General features: G+C 72.6%; 17 protein-coding genes. 2 read left to right on the top strand and 15 right to left on the bottom strand.

Going from position 1 to position 24108, the window contains the following annotated elements; genetic code table 11:
* Positions 1-25 precede the first annotated feature (25 nt).
* The gene (locus tag ACZ7CH_RS13925) at positions 26-286 is read right to left on the bottom strand and encodes an acyl carrier protein (RefSeq protein ID WP_360383711.1); all 261 of its coding nucleotides are present in this window, start codon (positions 284-286) and stop codon (positions 26-28) included.
* Positions 286-1248, bottom strand: a complete 963-nt coding sequence (locus tag ACZ7CH_RS13920) for a chlorinating enzyme (protein WP_360383708.1) — start codon at positions 1246-1248, stop codon at positions 286-288. Before ACZ7CH_RS13920 ends, ACZ7CH_RS13925 begins: the two co-directional genes overlap by 1 nt.
* 598 nt (positions 1249-1846) lie before the next feature.
* On the opposite strand from ACZ7CH_RS13920, the gene ACZ7CH_RS13915 reads away from it, so the two are divergent.
* Entirely contained in the window at positions 1847-4342 is a 2496-nt protein-coding gene (locus ACZ7CH_RS13915; RefSeq protein WP_470374031.1) for an AAA family ATPase, read from the top strand.
* Between the two features lie 46 nt (positions 4343-4388).
* Here the strand turns inward: ACZ7CH_RS13915 and ACZ7CH_RS13910 are convergent, their stop codons facing one another.
* From ACZ7CH_RS13910 to ACZ7CH_RS13865, 10 genes are all read right to left on the bottom strand, one after another.
* Complete coding sequence (locus tag ACZ7CH_RS13910; RefSeq protein ID WP_470374030.1) at positions 4389-5201, bottom strand: [LysW]-aminoadipate kinase; 813 nt, start codon at positions 5199-5201, stop codon at positions 4389-4391.
* A 53-nt stretch (positions 5202-5254) separates the two neighbouring features.
* Positions 5255-6271, bottom strand: coding sequence for an N-acetyl-gamma-glutamyl-phosphate reductase (gene argC / locus ACZ7CH_RS13905; RefSeq protein ID WP_458432381.1), 1017 nt, complete (start codon positions 6269-6271; stop codon positions 5255-5257).
* Complete coding sequence (gene lysW, locus ACZ7CH_RS13900) at positions 6272-6445, bottom strand: lysine biosynthesis protein LysW (protein WP_360383697.1); 174 nt, start codon at positions 6443-6445, stop codon at positions 6272-6274.
* A gap of 67 nt (positions 6446-6512) precedes the next feature.
* Positions 6513-7460, bottom strand: a complete 948-nt coding sequence (locus tag ACZ7CH_RS13895; RefSeq protein ID WP_360383694.1) for a transketolase family protein — start codon at positions 7458-7460, stop codon at positions 6513-6515.
* Positions 7457-8272 (bottom strand): transketolase, encoded by an 816-nt coding sequence (locus tag ACZ7CH_RS13890; protein WP_360383691.1) that lies wholly within the window; start codon positions 8270-8272, stop codon positions 7457-7459. The genes ACZ7CH_RS13895 and ACZ7CH_RS13890 overlap by 4 nt, the downstream gene beginning before the upstream one ends.
* Entirely contained in the window at positions 8269-9585 is a 1317-nt protein-coding gene (locus tag ACZ7CH_RS13885; protein ID WP_470374029.1) for a DegT/DnrJ/EryC1/StrS family aminotransferase, read from the bottom strand. The genes ACZ7CH_RS13890 and ACZ7CH_RS13885 overlap by 4 nt, the downstream gene beginning before the upstream one ends.
* The gene (gene lysX / locus ACZ7CH_RS13880; RefSeq protein WP_458432378.1) at positions 9582-10442 is read right to left on the bottom strand and encodes a lysine biosynthesis protein LysX; all 861 of its coding nucleotides are present in this window, start codon (positions 10440-10442) and stop codon (positions 9582-9584) included. Before lysX ends, ACZ7CH_RS13885 begins: the two co-directional genes overlap by 4 nt.
* A 15-nt stretch (positions 10443-10457) precedes the next feature.
* Positions 10458-11549, bottom strand: coding sequence for a M20/M25/M40 family metallo-hydrolase (locus tag ACZ7CH_RS13875; RefSeq protein ID WP_470374028.1), 1092 nt, complete (start codon positions 11547-11549; stop codon positions 10458-10460).
* The gene (locus tag ACZ7CH_RS13870) at positions 11549-14635 is read right to left on the bottom strand and encodes a non-ribosomal peptide synthetase (protein ID WP_470374027.1); all 3087 of its coding nucleotides are present in this window, start codon (positions 14633-14635) and stop codon (positions 11549-11551) included. The genes ACZ7CH_RS13875 and ACZ7CH_RS13870 overlap by 1 nt, the downstream gene beginning before the upstream one ends.
* A 146-nt stretch (positions 14636-14781) precedes the next feature.
* Positions 14782-17796: a non-ribosomal peptide synthetase gene (locus tag ACZ7CH_RS13865; protein ID WP_470374026.1), complete on the bottom strand. Its 3015-nt coding sequence runs from the start codon at positions 17794-17796 to the stop codon at positions 14782-14784.
* A 128-nt stretch (positions 17797-17924) separates the two neighbouring features.
* Here ACZ7CH_RS13865 and ACZ7CH_RS13860 point away from each other — a divergent pair, with 128 nt between their 5' ends.
* Positions 17925-18632, top strand: a complete 708-nt coding sequence (locus ACZ7CH_RS13860; protein ID WP_470374025.1) for a sulfotransferase-like domain-containing protein — start codon at positions 17925-17927, stop codon at positions 18630-18632.
* A 72-nt stretch (positions 18633-18704) separates the two neighbouring features.
* Here ACZ7CH_RS13860 and ACZ7CH_RS13855 read toward each other — a convergent pair whose 3' ends face one another.
* Genes ACZ7CH_RS13855 through ACZ7CH_RS13845 form a run of 3 tightly spaced genes read right to left on the bottom strand, consistent with a single transcriptional unit; the run spans position 18705 to position 24027 of the window.
* Positions 18705-19640, bottom strand: coding sequence for an acyl-CoA dehydrogenase family protein (locus ACZ7CH_RS13855; RefSeq protein ID WP_458432374.1), 936 nt, complete (start codon positions 19638-19640; stop codon positions 18705-18707).
* Entirely contained in the window at positions 19640-20752 is a 1113-nt protein-coding gene (locus tag ACZ7CH_RS13850; protein ID WP_458432373.1) for an acyl-CoA dehydrogenase family protein, read from the bottom strand. Before ACZ7CH_RS13850 ends, ACZ7CH_RS13855 begins: the two co-directional genes overlap by 1 nt.
* Positions 20749-24027: a non-ribosomal peptide synthetase gene (locus ACZ7CH_RS13845; protein ID WP_470374024.1), complete on the bottom strand. Its 3279-nt coding sequence runs from the start codon at positions 24025-24027 to the stop codon at positions 20749-20751. Before ACZ7CH_RS13845 ends, ACZ7CH_RS13850 begins: the two co-directional genes overlap by 4 nt.
* Between the last annotated feature and the right edge of the window lie 81 nt (positions 24028-24108).

Here is a 24108-nt window from a genome sequence, read left to right as displayed (position 1 = left end):
GGGGCCACCCCTCATCGCGGTGCGCCTACGCCGGTGACGCGTCGGCCTGCTGCCCGTTGCGGGCGATGCTCTCGGCGATCTCGCGGACGCTGCTGTTGCTGAACAGGTCGTCCGGCGGCAGCGCGTCCTCGCCGTAGGCCTCCTCGGCCCTGGCGATCAGCTTGACCGCCGTCAGCGAGGACCCGCCGGACCGGAAGAAGTCGGACTCCGCGTCCACGCTCAGCCCGAGGTCCTGACAGGTGGTCACGACCCACTTCTGGATGGTGTCGATGTCGTCGGTCGCCATCAGGCCGGCACCCCGTCCCTGACGGGGAAGCGGAAGCCGTTCACGGTGGTCTCGACGAACTTGTTGTGCCCGAAGTTGTCCCGGCCCGAGGTGAGCACGTTGCCGAACTTCTCCAGGCTGGCCGCACCACCGAACTCGGCGAGCGCGTCGGAGTGCGGGTAGACGCGCACGGAGGTCGGCAGGTAACGCCCCGCGAAGCCGAGTCGCATCTGGTCGGTCTTGCCCGCGTGCGGGTGCGAGGCGTGCATCAGCGTGGACCAGAAGATGATGAACTGGCCCTGCCTCATCGCCTGCGAGACCGCTTTGGACTCGTCCGGGGACCAGTTGGGGTCCTTCTGCAGCTGCCGGTAGTCGTAGCCGAAGAACCCGCGGCGCACCCCGCCCTTCTCCTGGTTGTTGATCAGCTCCGGGTTGTAGTCCATGACCTTGGACTCGTCGTAGTTCATCGACTTGTGGGAGCCGGGGATGAACTGCAGGCAGCCCATGTCCACCGACGCGTCGGTGAACGCCGTCCACACCGTGATGGTGCCGCCGAAGTCCGCGTCCTCCGGCCACACGATCTGCGGGTGCTTCGAGCCGGCCACGTTGGAGAAGTTGTCGGCCTGGTGCCAGTCCGTACCCTCGTCACCGGGGTACTTGGGGAAGAACTCCGAGCGCCAGCACAGCGTGTCCGGCCCGAGGATGCTCGACACCCGGTCCACGATCTCCGGCCGGGTGATGTGCTCGGCCAGGAAGTCGACGTCCAAGTGCCGGTCGTAGTTCGACAGGTTGGTCACGCCGGAGATGGTCTTGCCGCCGCCGTACACGGCCTTTTTCGTGTTGATCAGTTTCGGCCGCAGGGCCTGCAAATGCGCGGCCATCTCCTCGGGCTCGTAGAGGTCGAATGGACCTATGTATCCGTCGCGGTGGAACTTCGCGAGTTCCTCGTCGCTCAGTGTGAACGCCTTGCTTTCGGATACCATGATTACCCCTGCCGTTCCGAAAATTTGCACGTCGAATTTGCGCGGAAGTGGTCTTGTCGGTGAACAATCAATCGAACGCGGGCAGCACGAATGGAGCCGGCCGGACGGCTCGGCGTCAACTGTCAGGTTCGTGAGATCAACGGTCGCGTGCTACCTCGCCAGCGACGATCAGGTCAGGCCTGCGCTCTGCCGGTGGAAGGCCTGCGCGGATGTCTGGTATTTCCAGTTCGCGACATGTCAACCCCCCGGTCGGCCCCCAGTGCCATTTCTGGGTCACAGCCCCCATGTCGCTGGACCCGAAGCGAACGTAACCAAATCTCCGCAGGCGTGTCAAGGTTCCCCCTGACGTGCGCCGGATTAGCCAGACTTGCCGCCGTGTGGTGTGCGGGTAATACTGACAGGCGGGTACTGGGGTCTATTCGTGCAGATTCATACACGCATGGGTGTATGCCGATGCGCACACGAGTGCGTACGGCGTGCACGCACTGGTGCGCGCCTGCGGGTGTGCGCCAACGGCGGTATGTCTCTGTCGAGGAGGGAGCCGTCGATGCTCGGGGGCGGGCTTGGCAGGACGGGAGAGTTGTCCGGGCAGTCGGTCTTGAGGGGCAGGACGCGGGAGCTCGAGTTCTTCGACCACCTGTTGGGAACCTTCGGCGGGAGCCCGGTCAGGGTGCTGGAGCTGGCCGGTGAGCCCGGCATGGGCAAGACCCGGCTGCTGGCCGCGTTCCGGGAACGGGCGGAACGCGCGGGTGTGCTGGTGGCGCACGGCGAGGCCGTGGGCAAGCCGCTGATGACGGAGTTCGCGGTGTTCGCCGACGCACTGGACGACCTGCTGGCGGCAGGCGGTGCGCGTCTGCTGTCCGGAATGGACCCGCGGGCGGCAGTCCGGTTGCCGGAGATGTTCCCCGTGCTGCACGCGTCCGGCGCCACCCGGACACAGCCGCAGGAACGGCGGTACTGGGCCTGTCAGGGCATCCGCGCGTTGCTGGGGAAGCTGAGCGAGGACGCACCGCTCGTGCTGCTGCTCGACGACGTGCACAACGCGCAGCAGAGCTCCGTCGAGATGATCCTCAACCTGGTGCGCCGCCCGCTGGCCGCACCCGTGCTGCTCGTGCTGACCCACCGTCCCCGGCAGACGCCGGTCGACCTGGTCAGCGCGCTGGGCACGGCGGCGGAGACCGGTGCGGTGCGGCGGATCGAGCTGGGACCGCTGGACCCGGCCGACTCGGCGCGGCTGCTGCCCGCCACCATGCGGCCGGGTCGCCGCAGGGTGCTGCACCGGCTCAGCGGCGGGCAGCCAGGACTGCTGAGCGCGCTGGCCGCCGGTGCGCACGACGACACGGCGGTCGTGGACGACCTGCCGTCGCCGCACCCGGTCGCGGCGGCCGTGGGCGTGGACCTGCAGGCGCTGGGACCGGAGGGGCGGTTGTTCGCCCAGGCCGCCGCCGTCGTCGGCGACGCGATCGACCCGGTGCTGGTGGCCGAGGTCGCCGAGCTCGAACACGACCGCGCGTTGGCCGGCCTGGACGAGCTGATCGCCCAGGACCTGGTGCGCACCAGGGACAACCGGCTCGGTTTCCGCGACGGCGTGGTCAGGGCGATCTGCTACCGGCAGTCGGGTGGCGGGTGGCGGATCGGTGCTCACGCCAGGGCCTACGAGGCGCTGTGGAAGCGCGGCGCACCGCTGGCCGACCAGGCGCACCACCTCGAACGGTCCGGCAAACCGGCGACCGAGCGGGACGCCGAGACGCTCCTGGCCGCGGTCAGGAGCACCGGTGACCGCATGCCCGGCGCGGTGTCGCGTTGGCTGCGGGCGTTGCTGGAGCGGCACGACCTGCACCGCGGCGAGCTGGTCACCCGGCTCGCGAGGGCCACCGCGCTGTCCGGGCGGCTGGCCGAGAGCCTGCCGGAGCACCAGCAGGCGTGGCGGCACCACGACGAGCTGGACCCGGCGACCCTCACCGGCCTGGCCGAGTCCCACGTCCGGGCGTTGCGCCTGCTCGGCAGGTTCGACGACGCGGCGGAGGTGGTCCGCACGGCCGTCCGGCACGTCGAGGTGCCGCTCGCCCTCGCCGAGATCGCACTGGACAGCGGCGGTGACGTGGCCGGTCTGCTGGACACCGTCGCACCACTGGCGCAGGCCGATCCGCGCGCGGCGGCCGTGCACAGCGCGATGCTCGCCACACTGGGCCGCGGCACCGAGGCGGCGGCAGTGGCCGACAGCACCGCCGAGGCGCTCGACCGACTGGGTGATGACGTCACGTCGACGTGTGAAGCGCTCGACTGGCTCGGCTGGGCGAACATCTGGTCCGGCCGCACCGCGCACGCGCTGACCGAGTTCACCCGCGGGCTGGAGCTCGCCGAGCGGCACCAGCAGGTCCACGTCCTCGGCCGGATCCACCTCGGCCTGGCCACCGCACACCTGCGCGACGGCGCGCTGGGACTGGCGGTGGAACACGCACAGGACGCGAGTGCGCTCGCCTCCTCGACCGGCTCGGCCGGGGTCGCGGTGCGGACGAAACGGCTGTGCGCCGAGATCCGGCACGTGATCGCGAGCGGCGGCACGGCGGTGCCGGGGTCGCTGTGCGCGGTGCTGGCCGGGCTCAGCTCGGCGGTGGGCAGGAACGACGAGGCGCGGTTCTGGCACGCGCTGGAGGACGAGCTGCTGTCCCGGCGCGGTCCGGCCGACCAGCTGGGGCTGACCCTGCTGGCGCTGGCGTGCCTGGAGTCGGTGACCGAGCAGAAGCAGGCGCGGCAGCTGGTGCGCGCGGCCGTCGCCGTGCTGTCCGCCCGGTCGCACCCGGTCCTGCTCGCCGTGCTGCACCTGGACGGGGCACCCGTGCGCGCGGCGGGGGAGGCCGAGGTCGAGGACTTCGAGAAGGCCGTCGTGGAGCGGCTGAGCCTGTTGAGCGTTCGGGAGAACCAGGTGGCCGAGCTCGTGGCGAGGGGACGGACCAACCAGCAGATCGCGCGGGCGTTGACGTTGAGCCACAAGACGGTGGAGACCTACCTGCGCCGGATCTTCGACAAGCTGGAGGTCTCGTCCCGCTCGGAGGTCGCGGCACTCACCGGCACCATGCGCCGGATCGCGTGACAGCGTTCTCCCCCGGTCGGTTCGCCGGCCGGGGGAGACATGTCTCTCAGGCGAGGGTGACGCGGGTGCCGGCGCCGTCGAGCGCCCGGCTCACCGGCGACTCCGCCCTGCCGTCGGCGATCAGCACCGTCCGCACGCCGCCCTGCAACGCCTCGCGCGCCCCGATCAGCTTCACCGACATGCCACCGGACACGGTGGACGCGCTGGCCGCGGTGAGCGGGTAGCTGCTCAGCAGCGACGTGGGATCGCCCAGGTCCGCGAGCAGTCCGGGGGCGGCGGTGAGGAACACCAGCGTGTCCGCCTTGAGCTCGGCGGCCACCGCGGCGGCGACCCGGTCCGCGTTGACGTTCACCGGGCGGCCGTCCTCGGCGACCGCCGGCGGCGAAATCACCGGGGTGTACCCGTTGTCCAGCAGCAACTCCAGCAGCGCCCCGGACACCGAGGTGATCCGTCCGCTGTGGTCGTCGCGGACCAGGACGCGCTTGCCGTCCACCACGGCGCGGACGGCGGCGCGGCGTTCGGCCCGCAGCAGACCGGCGTCCAGCCCGGACAGTCCGATCGCGCGGACGCCGCGCTCGCCCAGCGCACCGAGCACGGCCGGGCGGACCTGGCCGAGCAGCGCCAGTTGCAGCACCTCCAGGGTGGCCGCGTCCGTGTGCCGGGTCGTGACACCGCTGGCGGAGGTGAGGTGACGTTGGGGCACGTCGAGCCGGTCCGCCAGTGAGTCGACCGTCGCCGAGCCGCCGTGCACCAGCACGACCCGCCGACCGGCGTGGACCAGGTCCGACACGTCCGCGCAGACCCCGGTGGCGTCGACACCGGCCGCCCCGCCGACCTTGACCACGAGCACGCCGTCCATGTCTCTCCTGCCTGTGTCGGTGCCGCGCCGGCGGTCTCAGGCCGGTCGCGGTGCTAGATCGGGTGCAGCCCGACGAAGCCGAGGCCGGTGCTCTCCGCCCAGCCCATGCGGATGTTCAGGCACTGCACGGCGTTGCTCGCGCCGCCCTTGCCGAGGTTGTCCAGCGCCGCGACGGCCAGCACGCGGTCACCGTCCACGGCGAACCCGACATCGCAGAAGTTGGTCCCGGCCAGGATCTTCGGCTCCGGCAGCCGGTACAGGCCACGCCGTTGCGCGACGATCCGCACGAACGGCTCGTTCCCGTAGGCGGTGCGGTAGGCGCGGCGCAGGTCGTTCTCGGTGACACCGGAGGCCGTGGCGTGACACAGGACCTGAGCCCCGCGCACCGCCTCGACGCCGGTCGCCGTCATCCGCACCCGCAGCCCGGTCTCCTGCCCGACCTCGGCCTCGTGCCGGTGCCGGACCGCCGCGAACACCCGCATCGCCCCGCTGCGCTCGGAGTGCAGGTTCATCCCGGTCGCGGTCGCGCCGGAACCGCTGGAGCCGATCTTGGCGTCGATCGTCACGTCCTGGTCGACGATCCCGGCCAGCGGTGCCAGCGCCAGGATCGCCGCGTTCGCCATGCACCCCGGCACGCTGATCCGCGCCGCCGTCCGCAGCGCGTCCCGGTGGCGTTCCGGCAGTCCCGGCGTGAACCCGGCCAGCAGGTCCGGCGCCGGGTGCGCCGAGTCGTAGTACGTCTCGTAGACCGCGGGGTCCTTCAACCGGAAGTCCGCGGTGAGGTCGACGACGAGCGGTGCGGCCGGGCCGATCGCCTGGACCAGCTCGGCGGCCTTCCCGTGCGACACGGCGATGAACAGCACGTCGTGGGAGCCGAGCTCGTCCGGGTGCGTGAAGGTCAGCGAGGTGTGGCCGCGCAGGTTGGGGTGCAGGCTGTCGACCCGCTTGCCCTGCTGGCTCGCGGAGTAGGCGCGCGTCACCTCGACCTCGGGGTGGGCGGTGAGCAGCCGGAGCAGCTCACCGCCGATGTACCCGGCCGCGCCGACGACGCCGGCGGAGATCGAGGTCACCTACTCGCCCCAGTCCTCGTCCATCTCGGGAGCCAGCGCCAGCACCAGCGGCTCGGCGGTGACGACCTCGAGCTCGCTCATGCAGTCGGGGCACTCCACGATCTCGTTCTGCGTCACCGAGCTCGTGATCTCGATCGCGCCCTCGCACTCGGGGCACGCCGTCGCGGTGGTCATGGCTCCTCCTCTGATGTCCAGCCGAGCATGTGGTCCGTGCACTCCCCGAAGTAGTCCGGAGAGTCCCCTACAGCAGGGCCTCGGCCGCCGCGACGACGGCTTCCGCGCTGACCCCGGTCGCCGCCAGCAGTTCCAGCTCGTCGCCGACGACGTCGAAGAACGAGGTGGGGACACCGATGCGGCGGACCCGGCACGGCGCGGTCTCGGCGAGCACCTCGCAGACCGCGCTGCTCATGCCGCCCTCCAGCACGTGGTCCTCGACCGTGACGATGCCGCGGGTCTGCTCGGACGCCGCCACGATCGCGTCGCGGTCGATGGGCTTGACGGTGTGCATGTCCAGCACGCGCGCGCTGACACCGGCCGCGGCGAGCAGGTCGTGCGCCTGCAGGGCCAGCACGGCCGGGTACGGCCCGGTGGCGATGATCGTCACGTCGTCGCCGTCGCGCAGCCGCGTGGCCTTGCCGAGCACGAAGTCGTCCGGCGACTCGTGCACGAGCGGGGTGGCCGCCCGGCCCAGCCGCAGGAACAGCGGACCGGGCAGGTCCGCGGTCGCCCACACGGCCGCCTCGGTCGACACCGAGTCCGACGGCACGACGACGGTCATGTTCGGCATGGTGCGGGCGATGGCGATGTCCTCCAGCGCGTGGTGCGTGGGACCGTAGTGCCCCGCGGAGAACCCGGCGTGCGTGACGACGATCCGCACCGGCAGGTTGTTGCCCGCGACGTCGACCTTCATCTGCTCGCACGCCCGGCACGCGGCGAACGTGCTGATGGTGTTGGCGTAGGGCAGGAAGCCCGCGGAGGCCAGTCCGGCGCTGACACCCATCATGTTCGCCTCGGCGATGCCCACGTTGGTGTACCGGTCGGGGAACCGCTCGCCGAAACCGGTCTCCAGCCCGCCCATGTCGGAGTCCACGCAGAACACCCGCGGGTCCCGCTCGGCCAGCTCGCCGAGGACCCGGCGGTAGACCTCGCGGGTGGGCACCAGGACGCCGGGTGCTGTCTCGACGCTCATGACGTCCTCCTCGACCGCGCCCGCAGACCCGCCTGCGCCCTGGTGAGCAACGCGGGAGTCAGCGTGACGTGGTGGCTCTTCTTCTTGTCCTCGAACAGCGGAACGCCCTTGCCCTTGACCGTTCGCGCGATGACGGCCGTGGGACGACCCGGCTCCAGCGACGCGAAGACCTCGCGCAGCGCGTCCAGGTCGTGGCCGTCCACCTCCACGGCGGTCCAGCCGAAGCTGCGCCACCGGTCGGCGAGCGGTTCGAGGCCCAGGTCCTCGGTGCGGCCGGTGATCTGCCAGCCGTTGCGGTCCACGATGGCGACCAGGTTGTCCAGGCCCGCCGCGGGCGCGAACTGGGCCGCCTCCCACACCGAGCCCTCCTGCAGCTCACCGTCGCCCATCAGCACGAAGGCCCGGTACGGGTGCCCCGCGCGTTTGGCGGCCAGCGCCACGCCCGCGCCGAGCGACAACCCGTGGCCCAGCGAGCCGCTGGGGAACTCGACGCCGGGCAGGCGGCGCAGCGGGTGCCCCGCGAGCCGGCCACCGCTGGCGGCGTAGGTCTCCAGTTCGGACTCGGGCAGGAAGCCGTTGGCGGCCAGCACGGCGTAGAGGGCGGCGCTGGCGTGGCCCTTGCTGAGGATGAACCGGTCCCGCAGCGGCCAGTCCGGCTCGTCCGGCCGCAGGTCGAGCACCTCGTCGTAGAGCACGGTGAGCAGGTCGACGCAGGACAGGCTGCCGCCGACGTGCGTGCCGGACGGCGAGGAGCCCATCCGCAGGATCTGCTCGCGGTTGCGCAGCGCCTTGGTGGCGAGCGGGGTGGTCATACGGCCGCCTTCGACTGGTGGTCCACGCTGCGGGCGATCGGGATCAGGGTGTCGAGGTTGTCCCACACCTTGCGGATCGCCTCGGCGCACCGCAGCAGCACCGGGCCGCTGTGCGGGTTCAGGTGCCAGCGCTGCAACGTCAGCGACGACTCGATGACCGCCGTGGTCTCCGGGTACTCCCCGCCGCGGACGTCCCCGCCGAGCTTCCACGGGTACCCGCCGAACCCGGCACGGGTCTGGAACGCCTCCTGCATCGGCAGCGGCACCAGCTGGTACGGCTGCAACGGCACGCCCTCGGCGCGCAGTGCGCGGTGCAGGATCGACCGCAGTGCACCGGGGCGCACGTCCGGGTGGCCCGTGGCCGCCGGGTCGAAGCGCAACCGCAGGATGTGCCAGGCGTGCGTCCGGTCGGCCGGCACCTCCGGCAGCACAAGTCCCGGCAGGCCGGCCAGCGCGGCGAGCATCGCCTCGACGTTGCGCTTGCGGGCGGCGTCGTACTCCGGCAGGCGCGCGAGCTGGGCGCGGGTGAACGCCGCCTGGATGGCGCTGAGCTTCGCGTTTCCGGCCAGCACGCGGGAGACGTAGTCCCGTTCCCGGCCGCCGCGCAGGTCCTCGCCGAACTGCCGGTGCAGCACGACCTTCCGGTGCAGCTCCGGGTCCGCGGTGGTGATCAGGCCGCCTTCGCCGCACGTGGGCAGGTTCTTGACCACGTTGAGGCTGAACGTGGCGATGTCGCCGAGCGTGCCGGTGCGCCTGCCCCGGTAGGTGGCACCGTGCGACTGCGCGGCGTCCTCGACCAGCAGCAGGTCGTGCCGGTCGGCCAGTGCGCGCAACGCGGTCATGTCGGCGGGCAGGCCGTGCAGGTGCACCACGAGGATCGCGCGGGTCCGCGGGGTGACCGCCGCCGCCGCGGCCTCGGGTGACATGTTGTACGTGACCGGGTCGATGTCGACGAACACCGGCACGAGCATCCGCTGCACGGCACCGATGGCGCTCGCGATGAAGCTCAGCGCGGGCACCAGGACCTCCGCGCCCGGCTCGATCCCGGCCGCGGCGAGCGCCAGCTCGATGGCCGCGGTCCCGTTGACCACCGCCGCGCAGTGCGGGGTACCGACGAACTCGGCCCACTCCGCCTCCAGCGCGGCCACCTCACCGCCGCCGGTGCTGTTGGACGTGAACTGCCCGCTGTCCAGCACGCGCCGGGTCGCCTCGTGCTCGGCGTCCGTGATCACCGGCCACCGGACCTGCTCGGGTGGGACGCTGCCCTTCCCGATCACCCTGGTGCCGCCGAACATCGCCAGCTTGTCGCTCATGCCGCCGCACCGATGCCGAGCTTGCGGGTCGCGAAGTCCACGTAGGCCCCGACCAGGTCCACCGACAGCACCTCGAGTGCGCCGTGGAACTCCGGCGTGTGGTTGACCTCGTTGACGAGGTAGCCGTCGTGCTCGGACTCCAGCACGTCGATGCCGAGGATGCCGTCGCCCACCGCGTCGGCCGTGGCCCGCAGGAGCTTGGTCAGCTCCTCGTCGGGGTCGCAGCGCATCGTCGTGCCACCGCGTGCGGTGTTCGTGCGCCACTCGTCGGACATCTTGTAGATCACGCCGACGACCTCACCGCCCATGACGTAGGCCTTGATGTCGCGGCCGGGTTTGTCGACGTACTCCTGCACGTAGACGACCTGGTGGTGCAGGCCGGGCAGCGCGCTGCGGTGCTCCAGCATGATCTCGGCGGAGTTGCGGTCGGTGGGCCGTGCGGCCAGGTGCCCCCACGACCCGTTCACCGGCTTGGACACCAGCGGGAACCCGAAGTCCTCCAGGTGGTCCAGCGCGTGCTCCGGCGACAGGCTCACGGCCGCCCGCGGCACCGGCAGCCCGGCGGCGTGCAGGGTGAGGGTGGTGAGCAGCTTGTCCCCGCACAGCGCGACGACGTCGGCGCTGTTGACCACGGTGAGGCCGGAGTGCTCCAGCAACCGCGCCGCGTAGACGTTGCGGGTGTGGGAGATCTCGCGGCTGATCACGCCCGCGTAGGCGGGTGTGGGCGCCTGCACCTCGAACAGCGCCCGGCGGGTGTCGATCACTTCCACCGGCACCCCGCGCCGGGCCAGCTCGGCGAGGATCAGCTTCTCCTCGAGCCGGATGCGCGATGCCAGTACGGCGACAGGCAGGTCCATCAGGTCATCCCCTGGTCAGCTCGGTGACATCAGATCGGTGGCGAGCCGGCCGACGGCGTCGGTCAGGACCGTCACCGCCAGCAGGTACTCGGACAGGTCGACGTGCTCGGTGGGCGTGTGGTCCAGGTGCGGGTCACCGGGACCGTACGTGGCGATCGGCACCTGCCACGCCGGACCCAGGACGTTCATGTCCGAGGTGCCGAGCTTCAGCTTGAACTCGGCGCCGCCGGTGTGCTCCCGCACCGCGGCGGCCAGCGCCCTGGCCACGGGGTCGGCGCGGGACCGGCGGATCGCCGGCGTCGTCTCCAGCACCCGGATCTGCGCGTCACCGGCGAGATCGCGCACCTCGGCCAGGAAGGCGGCGGTGTCGAAGTCCAGCGGTGTGCGGCAGGAGACCACCAGGTCGGCGTGGACGAGGTCGCCCGACGTGCTGACCAGGGTGGGGGACAGCTGGTCGAACACCCGGCCACCGGCCACCGCGTACCGCGCGCGCAGCGCCTCCCAGAAGGCCGCGGCGACCTCGCTCGCGTTGGGGTCCGGCGAGCTGGTGTGCGCCTGCGGCCGGTCGACGGAGCAGGTGAACCGCAGCACGCCCTTGTAGCCGACCACGACCGTGCCCACACCGCTCGGTTCGCCGATCACCACGGCGTCCGCGCGCTGGGTGACCGCGACGTAGTGCGCGCCGACGGAGTCGCGTTCCTCGTCGACCGCGCCGACGACCACGATCCGCGCACCGGCCGCCCGTGCCCGTGCCGCGGCGACGATCATCGTCGCGAGCGGTCCCTTGGCGTCCACGGAACCACGCCCGTACAGCTTGTCGCCGTCGAGCCGGACCGGTGGCCCGCCCGGCACCGTGTCCAGGTGGCCGAGCAGCATGATCGTGGGACCGTCGGCGGCGCCGATCACACCGACGGCGTTGCCGGCGTCGTCCACGTGCGCCTCGAAACCCAGCTCGGTCATGGCGCCGACGACGAACCGGGCCAGCTCGCCCTCCTGGCCGGACACCGACGGGATGGCCACCATCCGGTGCAGGAGGTCGACCGCTCTGCCGTCGGAGACCGCGGCGGTGGGCACGGTGTTCGCGGAGGTGGGGGAGGTGCGGGTCATCAGCCGCGCCCTTCCGGGGCCAGCTCGGCCAGCTCCTCGATCGTGTGCCGGCCGAGCAGCACCTGCAGGGGGAAGTCCAGGCCGAGCTCACGGGTGCGCTGCAACAGGTTCACCGCGCGCAGCGAGTCGCCGCCGAGCTCGTAGAAGTCGTCGCGGATGCCGACCTCGGGCACGCCCAGCACGTCGGCCCACAGCTTCACCAGCAGCGTCTCCACGGGCGTCCTGGGCGGCACGCGGACCGACTCCACCAGGTCCGCCGGTGGCAGCGGCAGCGCGGCGTGGTCGACCTTCCCGTTGTCGTTCACCGGGAACGACGGCACGGTCACGAACCGGCCGGGCACCATGGCGGCGGGCAGCCGGTCGGCGAGGTGGCGCCGCAGCTCGTCCACGGCCACGTCACCGTCGGTCACGAGGTAGCCGACGAGCCGCGGGCCGCCGTGCTCGTCCGGCCGGACGACCACGACCGCGTCGGTGACCGCCGGGTGCGTGCGCATCGCACTGGCGATCTCCGCCGGCTCGACGCGCTGGCCGCGGATCTTGACCTGGTGGTCGGTGCGGCCGAGGAAGACCAGCTGCCCGTGCGAGTTCCAGTACGCCCGGTCGCCGGTCTTGTAGATCCGCGTGCCGTTCTCGTGCGGCAGGAAGGCGGCCGCGGTCGCCTGCGGCTGGCCGAGGTAGGCGCGGGCGGTCTGCACGCCCGCGATGTGCAGCTCACCGGGAACACCGACGGGCACGGGCTGCCCGTGCGCGTCGAGCAGCAGCAGCTGCACGCCCGGCAACGGGTCGCCGATCGGCACCCGGCTGCTGTCCGCCGCCGTGTCGACCCGGAAGTGCGTCACCTCGACCGCGGCCTCGGCCGGGCCGTACATGTTGTGCAGCTCGACGCCGGGGAACGCGGCGAGGAAGTCCGCCGCCAGCCTTGCCGGCAGCTCCTCGCCGCTGCACTGCACCCGCCGGAGCGAGGGCACGTCGGCGGCGGTGATGCCGTAGTCGAGGAACAGGCGCAGCATCGACGGCACGAAGTGCGTGTGCGTGACGCCGTGCCGGGTGAAGAACTCCTTGAGGTAACGAGGATCGCGGTGACCGCCCGGTGCGGCGAACACCAGCCGGGCGCCCACGAGCAACGGCCAGAGGATCTCGGGCACGGCCACGTCGAAGCCGATCGGGGTCTTCTGGGCGACCACGTCGCCGGTGCCCAGCGGCATCCGCGCCTCCGCCGCGCGCAGCCGGTTGGCCAGGCCCGCGACGGTGTTGACCGCACCCTTGGGCACGCCCGTCGAACCGGACGTGAAGACCACGTAGGACGCGCTGTCCCCGGGCACCTCCACCGGCGCCGCCGGTTCTCCCGTGACCTCGGCGACGTCCACGACGCGGGTGCCGCCGGAGACCCGGGACCGCGTCGCGGCCGAGGCGAGCACGATGCCCGGCTTCGCACCGGCCAGCACCGCCGCCAGCCGTCCATCGGGGTAGTCCGGGTCGAGCGGCAGGTACGCGCCGCCCGCCTTCAGCACCGCCAGCACCGCGACGGCCAGGTCGAGGCCGCGTTCGAGGCACACGCCGACGCAGTCGCCCACCCGGACGCCGTTGGTCCGCAACCACGACGCGACCTCCGCCGCGCGGATGTCCAGCTCGCGGTAGGTCATCGAGTCACCGGTGGCGTCCGCGACGACCGCGACCGCGTCCGGTGTGCGTGCGGCGGTCCGCCCGAACCACTCCGTGATCGACGGCAGCGGCTCGGCGAGCTCGGTCGACCCGGTCATCGCCTCGACCCGCGCCCGCTCGGCCGCGGACAGCACCGGAAGCGTCCACAGCGGAGCGTCCAGGTGCTCGGTGAACTCGGTCAGCACGGTCACGAACGCGTCCAGCACGCGTTGCGCGGACGCCTCCTCGAACAGACCGGTGGAGTACGCCACCTCGGCGGCGAGACCGTCGTCGGCCGGCGCGAGGTACAGCCCCACGTCGAACTGCGCACCGCCGCTGTGCACCGCGACCGGCTGCACCTGCACGCCGGGGAGGCTGAGGTCGCCGCTCGGGGTGTTCTGCAGGGCCAGCACGGTCTGCGGGATCTTCGGGCCGTCACCGCGCGCCTGCTTGATCCACTCGAACGGCACGTCCTGGTGGGCCAGCGCGGTCAGGCAGACCGACCGGCACCGCACCAGCGCCTGCCGCAGCGTCTCCCGCGGGTCCAGCCGCACCCGCAACGGCAGCGTGTTGACGAAGAACCCGACGACGCCGTCGAGCTCGTCACTGGGCCGGCCGGCGACCGGTGTGCCGATGACGAGGTCGTCCTGGCCGCTCCACCGCGCCAGCACGATCGACCACGCGGCCACGAACACCATGAACTCGGTGGCGTTCTCGCTCTGCGCGGCCGTGGCCAGCCGCTTCACCAGCACGTCCGGCAGTACCGCGCGGACCGTGCCGCCCCGGTAGCCGGTGGCCGAGCCGCGCGGGTGGTCGGTCACCAGGTCGAGCGCGGTCGCACCGGCCAGGGTGGTCCGCCAGAACTCCAGCTGTCCCGCGACCTCGTCGCCGGCCAGGAAGTCCCGCTGCCACAGGGCGAAGTCGGCGTACTGCATCTCCGGTTCTGGCCACCGCGGCGGGGTGCCGCCCGCCAGCGCGGCGTACGCGGCGCCCAGCTCGGCCATCAGGATGCCCAGCGACCAGCCGTCGACCACGATGTGGTGCACGCACAGCACGAGCACCCACTGCGGTTCCGGCGCGTCGGTGATCCGCAGCAGCCGCGCCCGCAGCAACGGCGGCGCGGACAGGGTGAACGGCGGCTCCACGACGGCCCGGATGGCGTCGTCCAGCCCGGCTTCGGCCGTGTCCCCGGTGCTGAACGGGACGGTCAGCTCGGAGATCGCGACCTGCGTGACCGCGCCGCCCTCGCCGATCTCGACACCGGTGCGCAGCGCCTCGTGCCGGTCGACGAGCAGCTGCAGCGCTTGGCGCAGGAAGTCCGCGTTCAGGTCGCCGGTCAGCCGCAGCGCGCCGCTGACGTGGTAGGCGCTGCCCGCGCCCATCTCGTGCAGCATCCACAGCCGTTCCTGGCCGAAGGACGCCGGGAAGACGTACGTGTCGGTCACCGGAGCCCTCCCGGGGTGGCGGGGACGCCGGGCTGCCACACCAGCCGCAGCCGGTCCGCGGTGAACGATTCCACGACACCTCCCAATCCTGGTCTGCAGACGTTGCCGGTCCCGCGGTGTCCGGGACAGTCGGGGATCTCCCCGGCTCACCCCCGCGGCCGCACCCGGACCTCGTCGTCGGCAGCGGTCACGACGGCCTCGCCTGGCGGGTCCGCCCACGGCGCCGGCAGCGCGGCCCGGTCGAGCTTTCCGCTGGGCAGCAGCGGGAACCGGTCGAGCACCACGTACACCGACGGCACCATGTGCTCGGGCAGCAGCGCGGCCAGGTAGCCGCGCAGCTCGGCGGTGGACGGGCGGTGGTTGCCGCGCAGCAGCACGTACGCGGCCAGCCTGCGCTCGCCGCCGGCGTCGTCGAAGGCGGTCACCACCGGTTCGCGCACCGCCGGGTGCGTCGCCAGCTCCGCCTCGACCTCACCGGGCTCCACCAGGAACCCGCGGACCTTGATCTGCTGGTCCAGCCGGCCGAGGAACTCGACGTCCCCGTTGGACAGGAACCGCGCGTGGTCACCGGTGGCGTACATCCGGCCGCCGGGCTCCTGGCCGTACGGGTCGGGCCGGAACCGGTCCGCGGTCAGCCCCGGCCGCCGCCAGTAGCCGCGGCCGGGACCCGCTCCGCCGATGAACAGCTCACCCGGCACGCCGACGGGTGCGGGCCGGCCGTGCCGGTCGAGGATGTAGATGCGGTGGTTCGCGAACGGCCTGCCCCACGGCACACCGCCCGCGTAGCTGCGGCGGGTCAGCCGGTGGGCGAGGCTGCAGTACGACGTCTCGGTCATGCCGGCCAGGTTGAGCAGCCGGATGCCGGGGAGCAGGTCCGTGAGCTGGCGGGGCAGCGTGGGCGGCATCCGGTCACCTCCCAGGCCGATCGCGCGCAACACGACACCGGGCATGCCGCCGCGCCGGCCGGCGTGACCGACCAGGGCGTCCAGCAGCGCCGGCGCCGAGCTCCACGCCGTGACCTCCTGGCGCACCAACAGGTCCAACAGCCGGTCGAGGTCCGTGGTCTCCTCGTCGCTCGGCACGACGACGGTCGCGCCCGCCGCGAGCGTGCCGAAGACCTCGTAGACCGACATGTCGTAGTTCAGCGACGAGACCGCCAGCACGCGGTCTTCCTGCGTGAGGTCGTAGGCGTTGTTGACGCCGTGCAGCGTGTTCACCACACGGGCGTGCTCGTTGGCCGAGCCCTTCGGCTGGCCGGTCGAACCGGACGTGTAGATCACGTAGGCGAGCCCCGCGCCGTGCACGGGGACGTCCGGCCGGGAGACGGGCTCGTCCGCGGGCCACTCGGTGTCCAGGCGGAGGAACCGGACCGGGCCGTCGAGGTCCCCGGTCTCGACCGAGGAGTGCGTCAGGACCACCGGCGCTGCCGCGTCCTGCACCATGTGCGCCACCCGCGACCGCGGGTAGCCGGGGTCCAGCGGCAGGTAGGCCGCACCGGCCTTCAGGATGCCGAGCACCGCGACGACCACCAGCTCCGACCGCGGCAGCGAGACGCCGACGAGCTGCTCGGACGTCAGCCCCAGCGCCCGCAGCCGGTGCGCGAGCTGGTTGGCGCGCGCGTCCAGCTCGGCGTAGGTGAGCGTGCGGTCCCCGAAGACGACGGCGGGTGCGTCCGGAGTCCGCTCCACCCACTGCTCGACCACGCCGTGCACGGTCAGCGGGCCCTCGAACGGCGCGGCGGAGCTGTGACCGCTGAGCTCGCCGGTGATCCGGGTGCTCTCGGCCGGCGCGATCAGCGGCAGCGCCGACACGGCCTCGTCCGGCCGGGACACGCCGTGCCGCAGCAGCCGCACGAAGGCGTCGGCCATCCGGGCCGCGGTGTCGCGGGTGAACAGGTCCGCGCTGAACTCCAGGCGCCCGTCGACACCGCCGTCCGCGCTGGGCACGAGGTCGAGCGCCACGTCGAACTTCGTGGCCACCGACCGGACCGGGAGCTCCTCGACGACCAGCCCGCCGAGCCGCACCGGCGCGGGCGGTGCGTCGCGCAGCGCCAGCACCACCTGGACCAGCGGCGCCAGCCCGTCCGTGCGGCCGGCGCCGACGTCGGTGACCACGAGGTCGAACGGGTAGTCCTGGTTGGCCAGGGCCGCGCGGTGCTCCTCACCGGCCGCGGCGACCAGGTCGGCGAACGCCGGGTCGCCGGACAGGTCCAGGCGCAGCGGGAGGGTGTTGGCGAGGAGCCCGACCACCGGCTCGGTCTCGGCCGCGCACCGGCCGGCGACGGGGGAGCCGACCACCACCTCGTCCTGGCCGCTCCACCGCGACAGCACGGCCGTGAACGCGGCCAGCAGCACCGCGAACCGGGTCGTCCCCGCCGTGGCCGCCACGGCGCCGACGGACGTGACGAGGTCCGGTGACAACCGGAACGCCATGGTGTCACCGCGTGCGGTCCGGGCGGCGGACCGCGAGCCGTCCGCCGGCAGCAGCAGCTCACCCGCACCGGCCAGCGCCGTCCGCCAGTGCTCCCGCTGGGCGTCCAGCTCGCCGCGGCGGAGCCGGTCGCGCTGCCACACCACGACGTCGCCGTACTGCACCGGCAGCTCCGGCAGCGGGGACGGCCGGCCGTCGCGGAACGCCTCGTACAACGCGGTCAGCTCCGCGCGGAGCACGCCGATCGACCAGCCGTCGCACGCGACGTGGTGGATGCTCAGCAGCAGCACGTGCACGCGATCGTCGACGCGCAGCAGGCTCGCCCGCAGCATCGGCGCCGTCGCCAGGTCGAACGCGGTCGCGGCCTCGCGCAGCACCGCCCGTTCGACGTCGGGCGCGTCCCTGATGTCCCGCACCGGCAACGGCACCGGCGCCGGCGGGCTCACCACCTGGTACGGCACGCCGGCGCGCTCGACGATGTTGGTGCGCAGCACCTCGTGCCGCCGCACGACCTCGTCCAGGCACCGGCTCAGCACGGGCACGTCGAGGTCGCCGGTGAACCGCACCGCGACCGGGACGACGTGCGCCGGCGAGCCGGGGTCCACCTGTTCGAGGAACCACAGCCGTTCCTGCGCCGGTGAGCAGGGCAGCCGTCCGTCACCGCGACCGGCGCGCGGCACCCGGCGCGGTGGGGCCGGCGCCCATCCGTCTGCTGTGGACTCAAGTCGCATGCGGCCGCCCTTCGCCAATCGGTCCCGAGAATCGCGGCCGGCGCACGGGACCCTCAAGTCGGGGACATACCTGGCTTGTCCCGCCCGCGCGGCCTGGGGGACCGTGAGCACCCCAGGAAGGAAGCCACATGATCATCGCCTTGTGGGCGGCCCCGCGCTCCCGGTCGACCGCGCTCTTCCGCTCGATGGTCGAGCACGACGGGCTCCTCGCCCTGCACGAGCCGTTCTGCAACATCTCCGACTACGGCTCGACCACCGTCGGGTCCCGCGAGGTGCACACCCACACCGACCTGATCGCGGCGATCCGGGAGGAGTCGGCTACCCGCACGGTGTTCTTCAAGGACACCACGGACCTCCGTTACGACGCGGTGCTGGCCGACCGCCGGTTCCTGGCCGAGGTGCGGCACACGTTCCTGATCCGCCGCCCCGACGAGATCGCGGCCTCGTTCTACGCGCTCAAGCCGGACATGGTGTGCTCGGACATCGGCATCGAGGGCCAGTACGAGATCTACCGGGCCGTGCTCGACGCGGGCGGGCAGGTGCCCGTCGTGCTCGACGCCGCGGACCTGGTCAGCGCGCCGTCGGAGGTGCTGCGCGCGTACTGCGACCGCGTGGGGATCACCTACCGCGCCGAGGCGACGACGTGGTCCTCCGGCGACCGCTCCGAATGGTCCCGTTCCGCGCGGTGGCACACGGCGGTCAGCAACAGCACCGGGTTCACCGCCACGTCGACCGCGTACCCGGACACGGTGGACAACAACGAGGCGCTCGCGGCGTTCAGCAAGCACCACGAGCCGTTCTACGACCTGCTGTCCACCCACCGCCTGCTTCCCTGACGCATCTGCAAGTACTGCCAACACCTGTGTTGGCAGTACTTGCAGACGCCGTGGGCACGGCAGGGGAGCAGGTCAGGCGCTCAGCGCCGCGAGCAGTTCGGCGCGGAGGGCGGTTGCCGTCCCATACCACTGGGCGTCGACCGCCGCGCGCCGGTAGAACAGCTGCGCGTCGCTGTGCTCGGTCATGCCGCGCGCGCCGTGCAGGTGCACCGCCTCCTCCGCGCTCTGCCGGGCGACCGCGCCGGCCAGCAGCACCGCCTGCGCTCCCGTCCGCGGGCTCGGCTCCGTGCCGACCAGCGCACGGACGGCCTCGGCTTCCGCGTGCAGCGCCGCCAAGCGGTACGCCAGGGCCGTGGACTTGGCCAGCGGCTGACCGAAGACCTTGCGCTCCCGCAGGTGGTCCGCGGTCAGCCGGATCGCCGCCTGCGCCGCGCCGACCAGGTACGCGGCGTGCCGCAGCCGGGCCCTGGCCAGCACCGCCGGGTAGTCGGCCGTCACGTCCCGCACCTGCGCCACCGCGTCCTGGAGCTCGACGGTGTGCAGGTCGCCACGGCCGACGTCGTCCTGCCGGCGGGTCCGCACACCGGGCTGCTCGACGGGAACCAGCGCGGCCGTGGTGCCACCGACGACGAGCAGGTCGTCCACATCGGACGCGAACGCCACGAACCGCCGCACGGCCGTGACCTTGCCGTCCCGCAGCACGAACGGCGCGGGCGTGGCGGGGTTGTCGGTGCCGTTCTCCCGCAACGCCAGCGCGACGGTGCGGCCGGGGGAGAGCGGGAACAGCTCCGCGGCCGCGACGGTGTCCAGGAACGGGCTCTGGTACAGCGCGGCGCCCATCAGCTCGGCGGCCCGCAGCACCTCCGCCGGGGACTGCTCGGAGTCCGCGAGCGCGGCCAGCACCTGCCGGCGCGTCTCCTCGTCCTGCGGCGCACCGCCGCCCCGCGGCCGTTCGCCCAGCCTGCGCAGCAGCGGGGTGGTGTCGTCGTCGAACAGGTCGGTCAGCATCACAGCAGTCCCAGTTCCCCGGTCGCGATGAGGTACAGCATGACTTCGGAGGTGCCGGAGGCCAGGCGCAGGCTCGGCCCGGTCCGGTAGGCCGACTCGACGCTCCCGTGCGCGGGTGCGCCGCCGTCCCACGAGGTGAGCACGGAGTCCAGGCCGTCGACCTCCGCCGCGGCCCGCAGGATCGGCCGGAAGTGCTCGGAGGCGTACCACTTGGCCATGGCCGACCCGCCCGGTGACGGCCGGTCCGCCGCGAGGTTGTGCACCTGCTGCCACGCCAGCGCGTGCGCCGCGGCCAGCCGTGCGTCCAGCTCGGCCAGCTCCGGGGACAGGCGGCCGGTGGCGCGGGCGCGGTCGAGGACGGTGTCCAGCAGGACCCGCGCCTTGGCGTGGAAGTCGATGCCAGTGCGTTCCAGCAGCAGCAACGAGTTCATCAACGTCCAGCCGTCGTGCACCGAGCCGACGACGGCGTCCTCGGTGAGCAGCAGCCCGTCGATGACGACCTGGGTGAACCGGTCGTTGCCCATCGACGCGACGGTGGACACGTGCACGCCCGCGGAGTCGAGGGGCACGAGGAACAGCGTGATGCCGTCCATGCCGACACCGCTGTCCCTGGTGCGGGCCGCGCACAGGGCCATCTCGGCGAACTGCGACTTCTGGTTGTAGATCTTCGTGCCGTGCAGGCGCCAGCCGGCGCCGTCGGGGCGTGCCTCGGTGCGCAGGGCGGCCAGGTCGGAGCCGCACGACGGTTCGGTGAACAGCACGGTGGCCATCCGGTCACCGCGCGCCAGCGCGGGCAGGTGCTCCTGCTTCTGCGCCTCCGTCCCGCTGTGCAGCAGGAACGTGCCCACGATGCCGATGCTCAACGTGTGCAGGTCGTCCGGCACGCCCGCGTACAGCATCTCCTCGGTGAGCGCCGCCGCCTCCGCCACACCGAGGCCGAGGCCGCCGTAGCGCTCCGGCCAGTGCGGGGCGAGCCAGCCGCGTTCACCCAGCCACGAGTAGACGGCGAGCCGCCCGGTCTCCGCCTCCGGTGGCAGGGCGCGGATCGCGGCGACCTCGTCCTGAACGCGCCGGGAGGCGAAGAACGCGCGGATCTCCTCGCGGAAGTTCACGACGACCGCCCGTCGACGGCGTCCAGCAACGCGGCCAGCTCGTCGGGGGAGACGTCCGCCAGCTCCCGTTCCTCCACGAGCGCCGCGAGCCCGCCGAGGGTGGCGTGCAGGAAGAGGTCCCGCAGCTCCAGCCGGACCCCGAAGCGCTCCTGGACCCTGGTGGCCACCTGGGTGATCTTCAACGACGTGCCGCCGATGGCGAAGAAGTTGTCCTGCACCGAGATCGACTCGGTACCGAGCAGCTCCTGCCAGATCTCGGCGAGCGCCACCTCGGTCGCCGTCGTGGGCGGGGAGGTCTCCGGCACGTGCGCCGCGCCCGGCCTGGGCAGCTGGGCGCGGTCGAGCTTGCCGCTCGCCGCACGGGGCAGCGACGGCAGCACGACGAAGGTCGACGGCACCAGGTAGACCGGCAGCGACTCGCTCAGCTCGGACCGCAGCACCGCCGTGTCCACGGTCGCACCGGCCGCGGGCGCGACGTACGCCACGAGCTGGGCGTCACCGCCACTGCCGGACACCACCACGGCCGCGTCCTCGACCTGGCGCAACGCCATCACGGCGTGCTCGATCTCGGCGGGCTCCACCCGCAGGCCGCGGATCTTGACCTGGTTGTCGATCCGACCGACGAACTCCAGGTTGCCGTCCGCGCGCCGGCGCACCAGGTCGCCCGTGCGGTACAGCCGGCCGCCGGGTGCGCCGAACGGGTCCGGCACGAACTTCTCCGCGGTCAGGTCCGGCCGCCCCGCGTACCCGCGCGCCACGCCCACCCCGCCGATCAGCAGCTCACCCGGCACGCCCACCGGCACCGGCTCGCCGAACCGGTCGACGACATAGGCCTGGTAGTTGGCCATCGGCACGCCGATCGGCGGCATCGCGTCGTGGTGCTCGTGCGGGCAGAGGTAGTCGACGCACGCCACCGTCGCCTCGGTGGGGCCGTAGCCGTTGTGGAACATCCGGTTCCCGGTGTTCCAGGCGTTGACCAGCTCACCGGGGAACGACTCCAGGCCGACGAACAACGCCCGCAGGTCCGGCAGGGCCGCCGGGTCGAGCAGCCGCAGCACCGCCGGTGGCAGGTCGGTGACGGTGACCCGCTCGGACCGCATCAGCTCGGTCAGCCGCACCGGGTCCAGCAGGTCCGCGCGGGGTGCCTGCACGAGGGTCGCGCCGCTGCACAGCGCGCCGAAGAAGTCGAAGAGGCTCACGTCGAACGCCGGGTTGGCGAACTGGAGCACGCGGTCGCCGACCTCCAGTCCGAACAGCTCGATCACCGCCGGGGTGAAGCCCGCGATCGACCGGTGGGAGACCTGCACGCCCTTCGGCCGCCCGGTCGAGCCGGAGGTGAAGATCACGTACGCCAGGTTGTCCTGGTGCACGGGGAGGTTGGGCCGCGCGGTGTCCTGCGCCGCGACCGCCGGGTCGTCCAGGCACACCGCCCGCACGCCCTCGGGCACGCCCCCGGCCAGGTCGGTGGTCGTCACGACCACGGCCGCGCCCGCGTCGCCGAGCACCAGCTCCCGCCGGGCCACGGGGTGGTCGGGGTCCAGCGGCAGGTACGCGCCGCCCGCCTTCAGCACACCCAGGAACGCCGTCGGCAGCGCGGGCCCGCGCTCCAGCAGGACGCCGACCACCGACTCCGGCCCCACCCCGAGCGAGGACAGGTGCCGGGCCAGTTGGTTGGCCCGCTCGTCGAGCTCCCGGTAGGTCAGCGACGCGCCCGCGAACCGGCTGGCGACCGCGTCCGGCGCCCTGTCCACAACGGACTCGAACAGGTGGTGCAGGCAGCGCTCCTGCGGGCCGTACGACCGCTCCGTCCGGTTGGCCTCGACCACCACCGAGTCGTACTCGTCGTCGGTGAGCAGCCGCACCCGGCCCAGTGGCGTCTCGGGGGCGTCGAGCACGAGTTCGAGCACGCGCCGGTAGTGCGCGAACAGCCGCCGGATCCGGTCGGCGTCGAACAGCTCCGTGGAGTACTCCGCCCACAGCCGCAGCCCGCTCCCGGCCACCTGGGTGACCTGGAACGCGAGGTCGAAGCGGGCGGTCCCGATGTCGGGCGAGTACACCTCGGCGGTCAGGTCGCCGACGGTCGCGGACTCCACCGACGCGTGCTGCAGGGTGAACGACACCTGGAACAGCGGGTTGCGGCTCGGGTCGCGCTCGGGGCTCAGCTCGTCGACCAGCCGACCGAACGGCAGGTCCTGGTTGAGGTGCGCGTCGATCACGGTCTGGCCCGTGCGCGCCACCAGCTCCCGGAACGTCGGGTTGCCCGCGGTGGAGGTGCGCAGCACCAGGGTGTTGGCGAAGAACCCGATCAGCGGCTCGATCTCGGGCCGGGTGCGACCGGAGAAGATCGACCCCACCACGATGTCGTCCTGGCCGCTGTAGCGCGCCATCACGACGTTGAACGCGGCCAGTGCGACGGTCAGCACGGTGGCCCGTTCGGCGATGGCGAACGCGGACAGCTTCTCCGCGAGCGGGCCCGGCAGCATGACCTCTTCGATCGACCCCGCCTGCGTGCGGTGCGCCGGCCGCGGCCGGTCCGTCGGCAGGTCGAGCGTCGGCAGGTCGCGCAGCTGCTCCCGCCAGTACCGCAGCTGGTCCTGCGGTGCCTCGCCGGCCAGCCAGTCCCGTTGCCACACCGCGTAGTCGGCGAACTGCACGGCCAGCGGCACGGCGTCGACGGGCGCGCCGATCGCGCGCTGGTAGCTCGTGATCAGCTCGCGCAGCATGATCTCGACGGACCAGCCGTCGGTGGCGATGTGGTGCATGGCGAGCACCAGGACGTACTCCGTGGCGCTCACCCGGCCCAGCGCCGGCCGGAACACCGGGCCGGTGCCCAGGTCGAACGGCTCCCGCACGAGGTCGCCGACGAACGCGTCCACGTCCCCGGCGGCGATGTCGGTGACCGGCAGCGGAACCCGGTCCGGTGCGGGCTCGACCTGCTGGTACGGCACGCCGTTCTCGCTCGGGTAGCGCGTGCGCAGGACCTCGTGCCTCGTGAGGACCTCGGTGAGCGCGCGTTGCAACGCGTCCACGTCGAGGTCGGCCTTGAGCCGCAGCACCATCGGCGCGTTGTAGACCGGCTGGCCCTGCGACCACTGGTCGAGGAACCACAACCGTTGCTGGGCGAACGACAACGGCAGCCGCCGGTCCCGCGCGGCGGGTTCGATCCGGGTGCCGCCGCCGTGGCTCGCGGTGTGCTGCCGGGTGCGCAGCGCCAGTACCGCCTTGCGCGCTTCGGCGAGTCCACTCGCGGCCGGTCGGGATGGCGGGTTCGGCATGCTCGGCTCCTCGACTGCGCGTCCTCGGCTGCCCGTGGGCGAGCCTCCACCCTGTCCAGACCGCGGGAGCCGGACGAGTCC

It is taken from the genome of Lentzea sp. NPDC037011 (genome assembly GCF_055607425.1).
The sequence above is the reverse complement of the archived record's forward strand: the minus strand, read 5'-3'. Positions and strand labels throughout refer to the sequence as shown.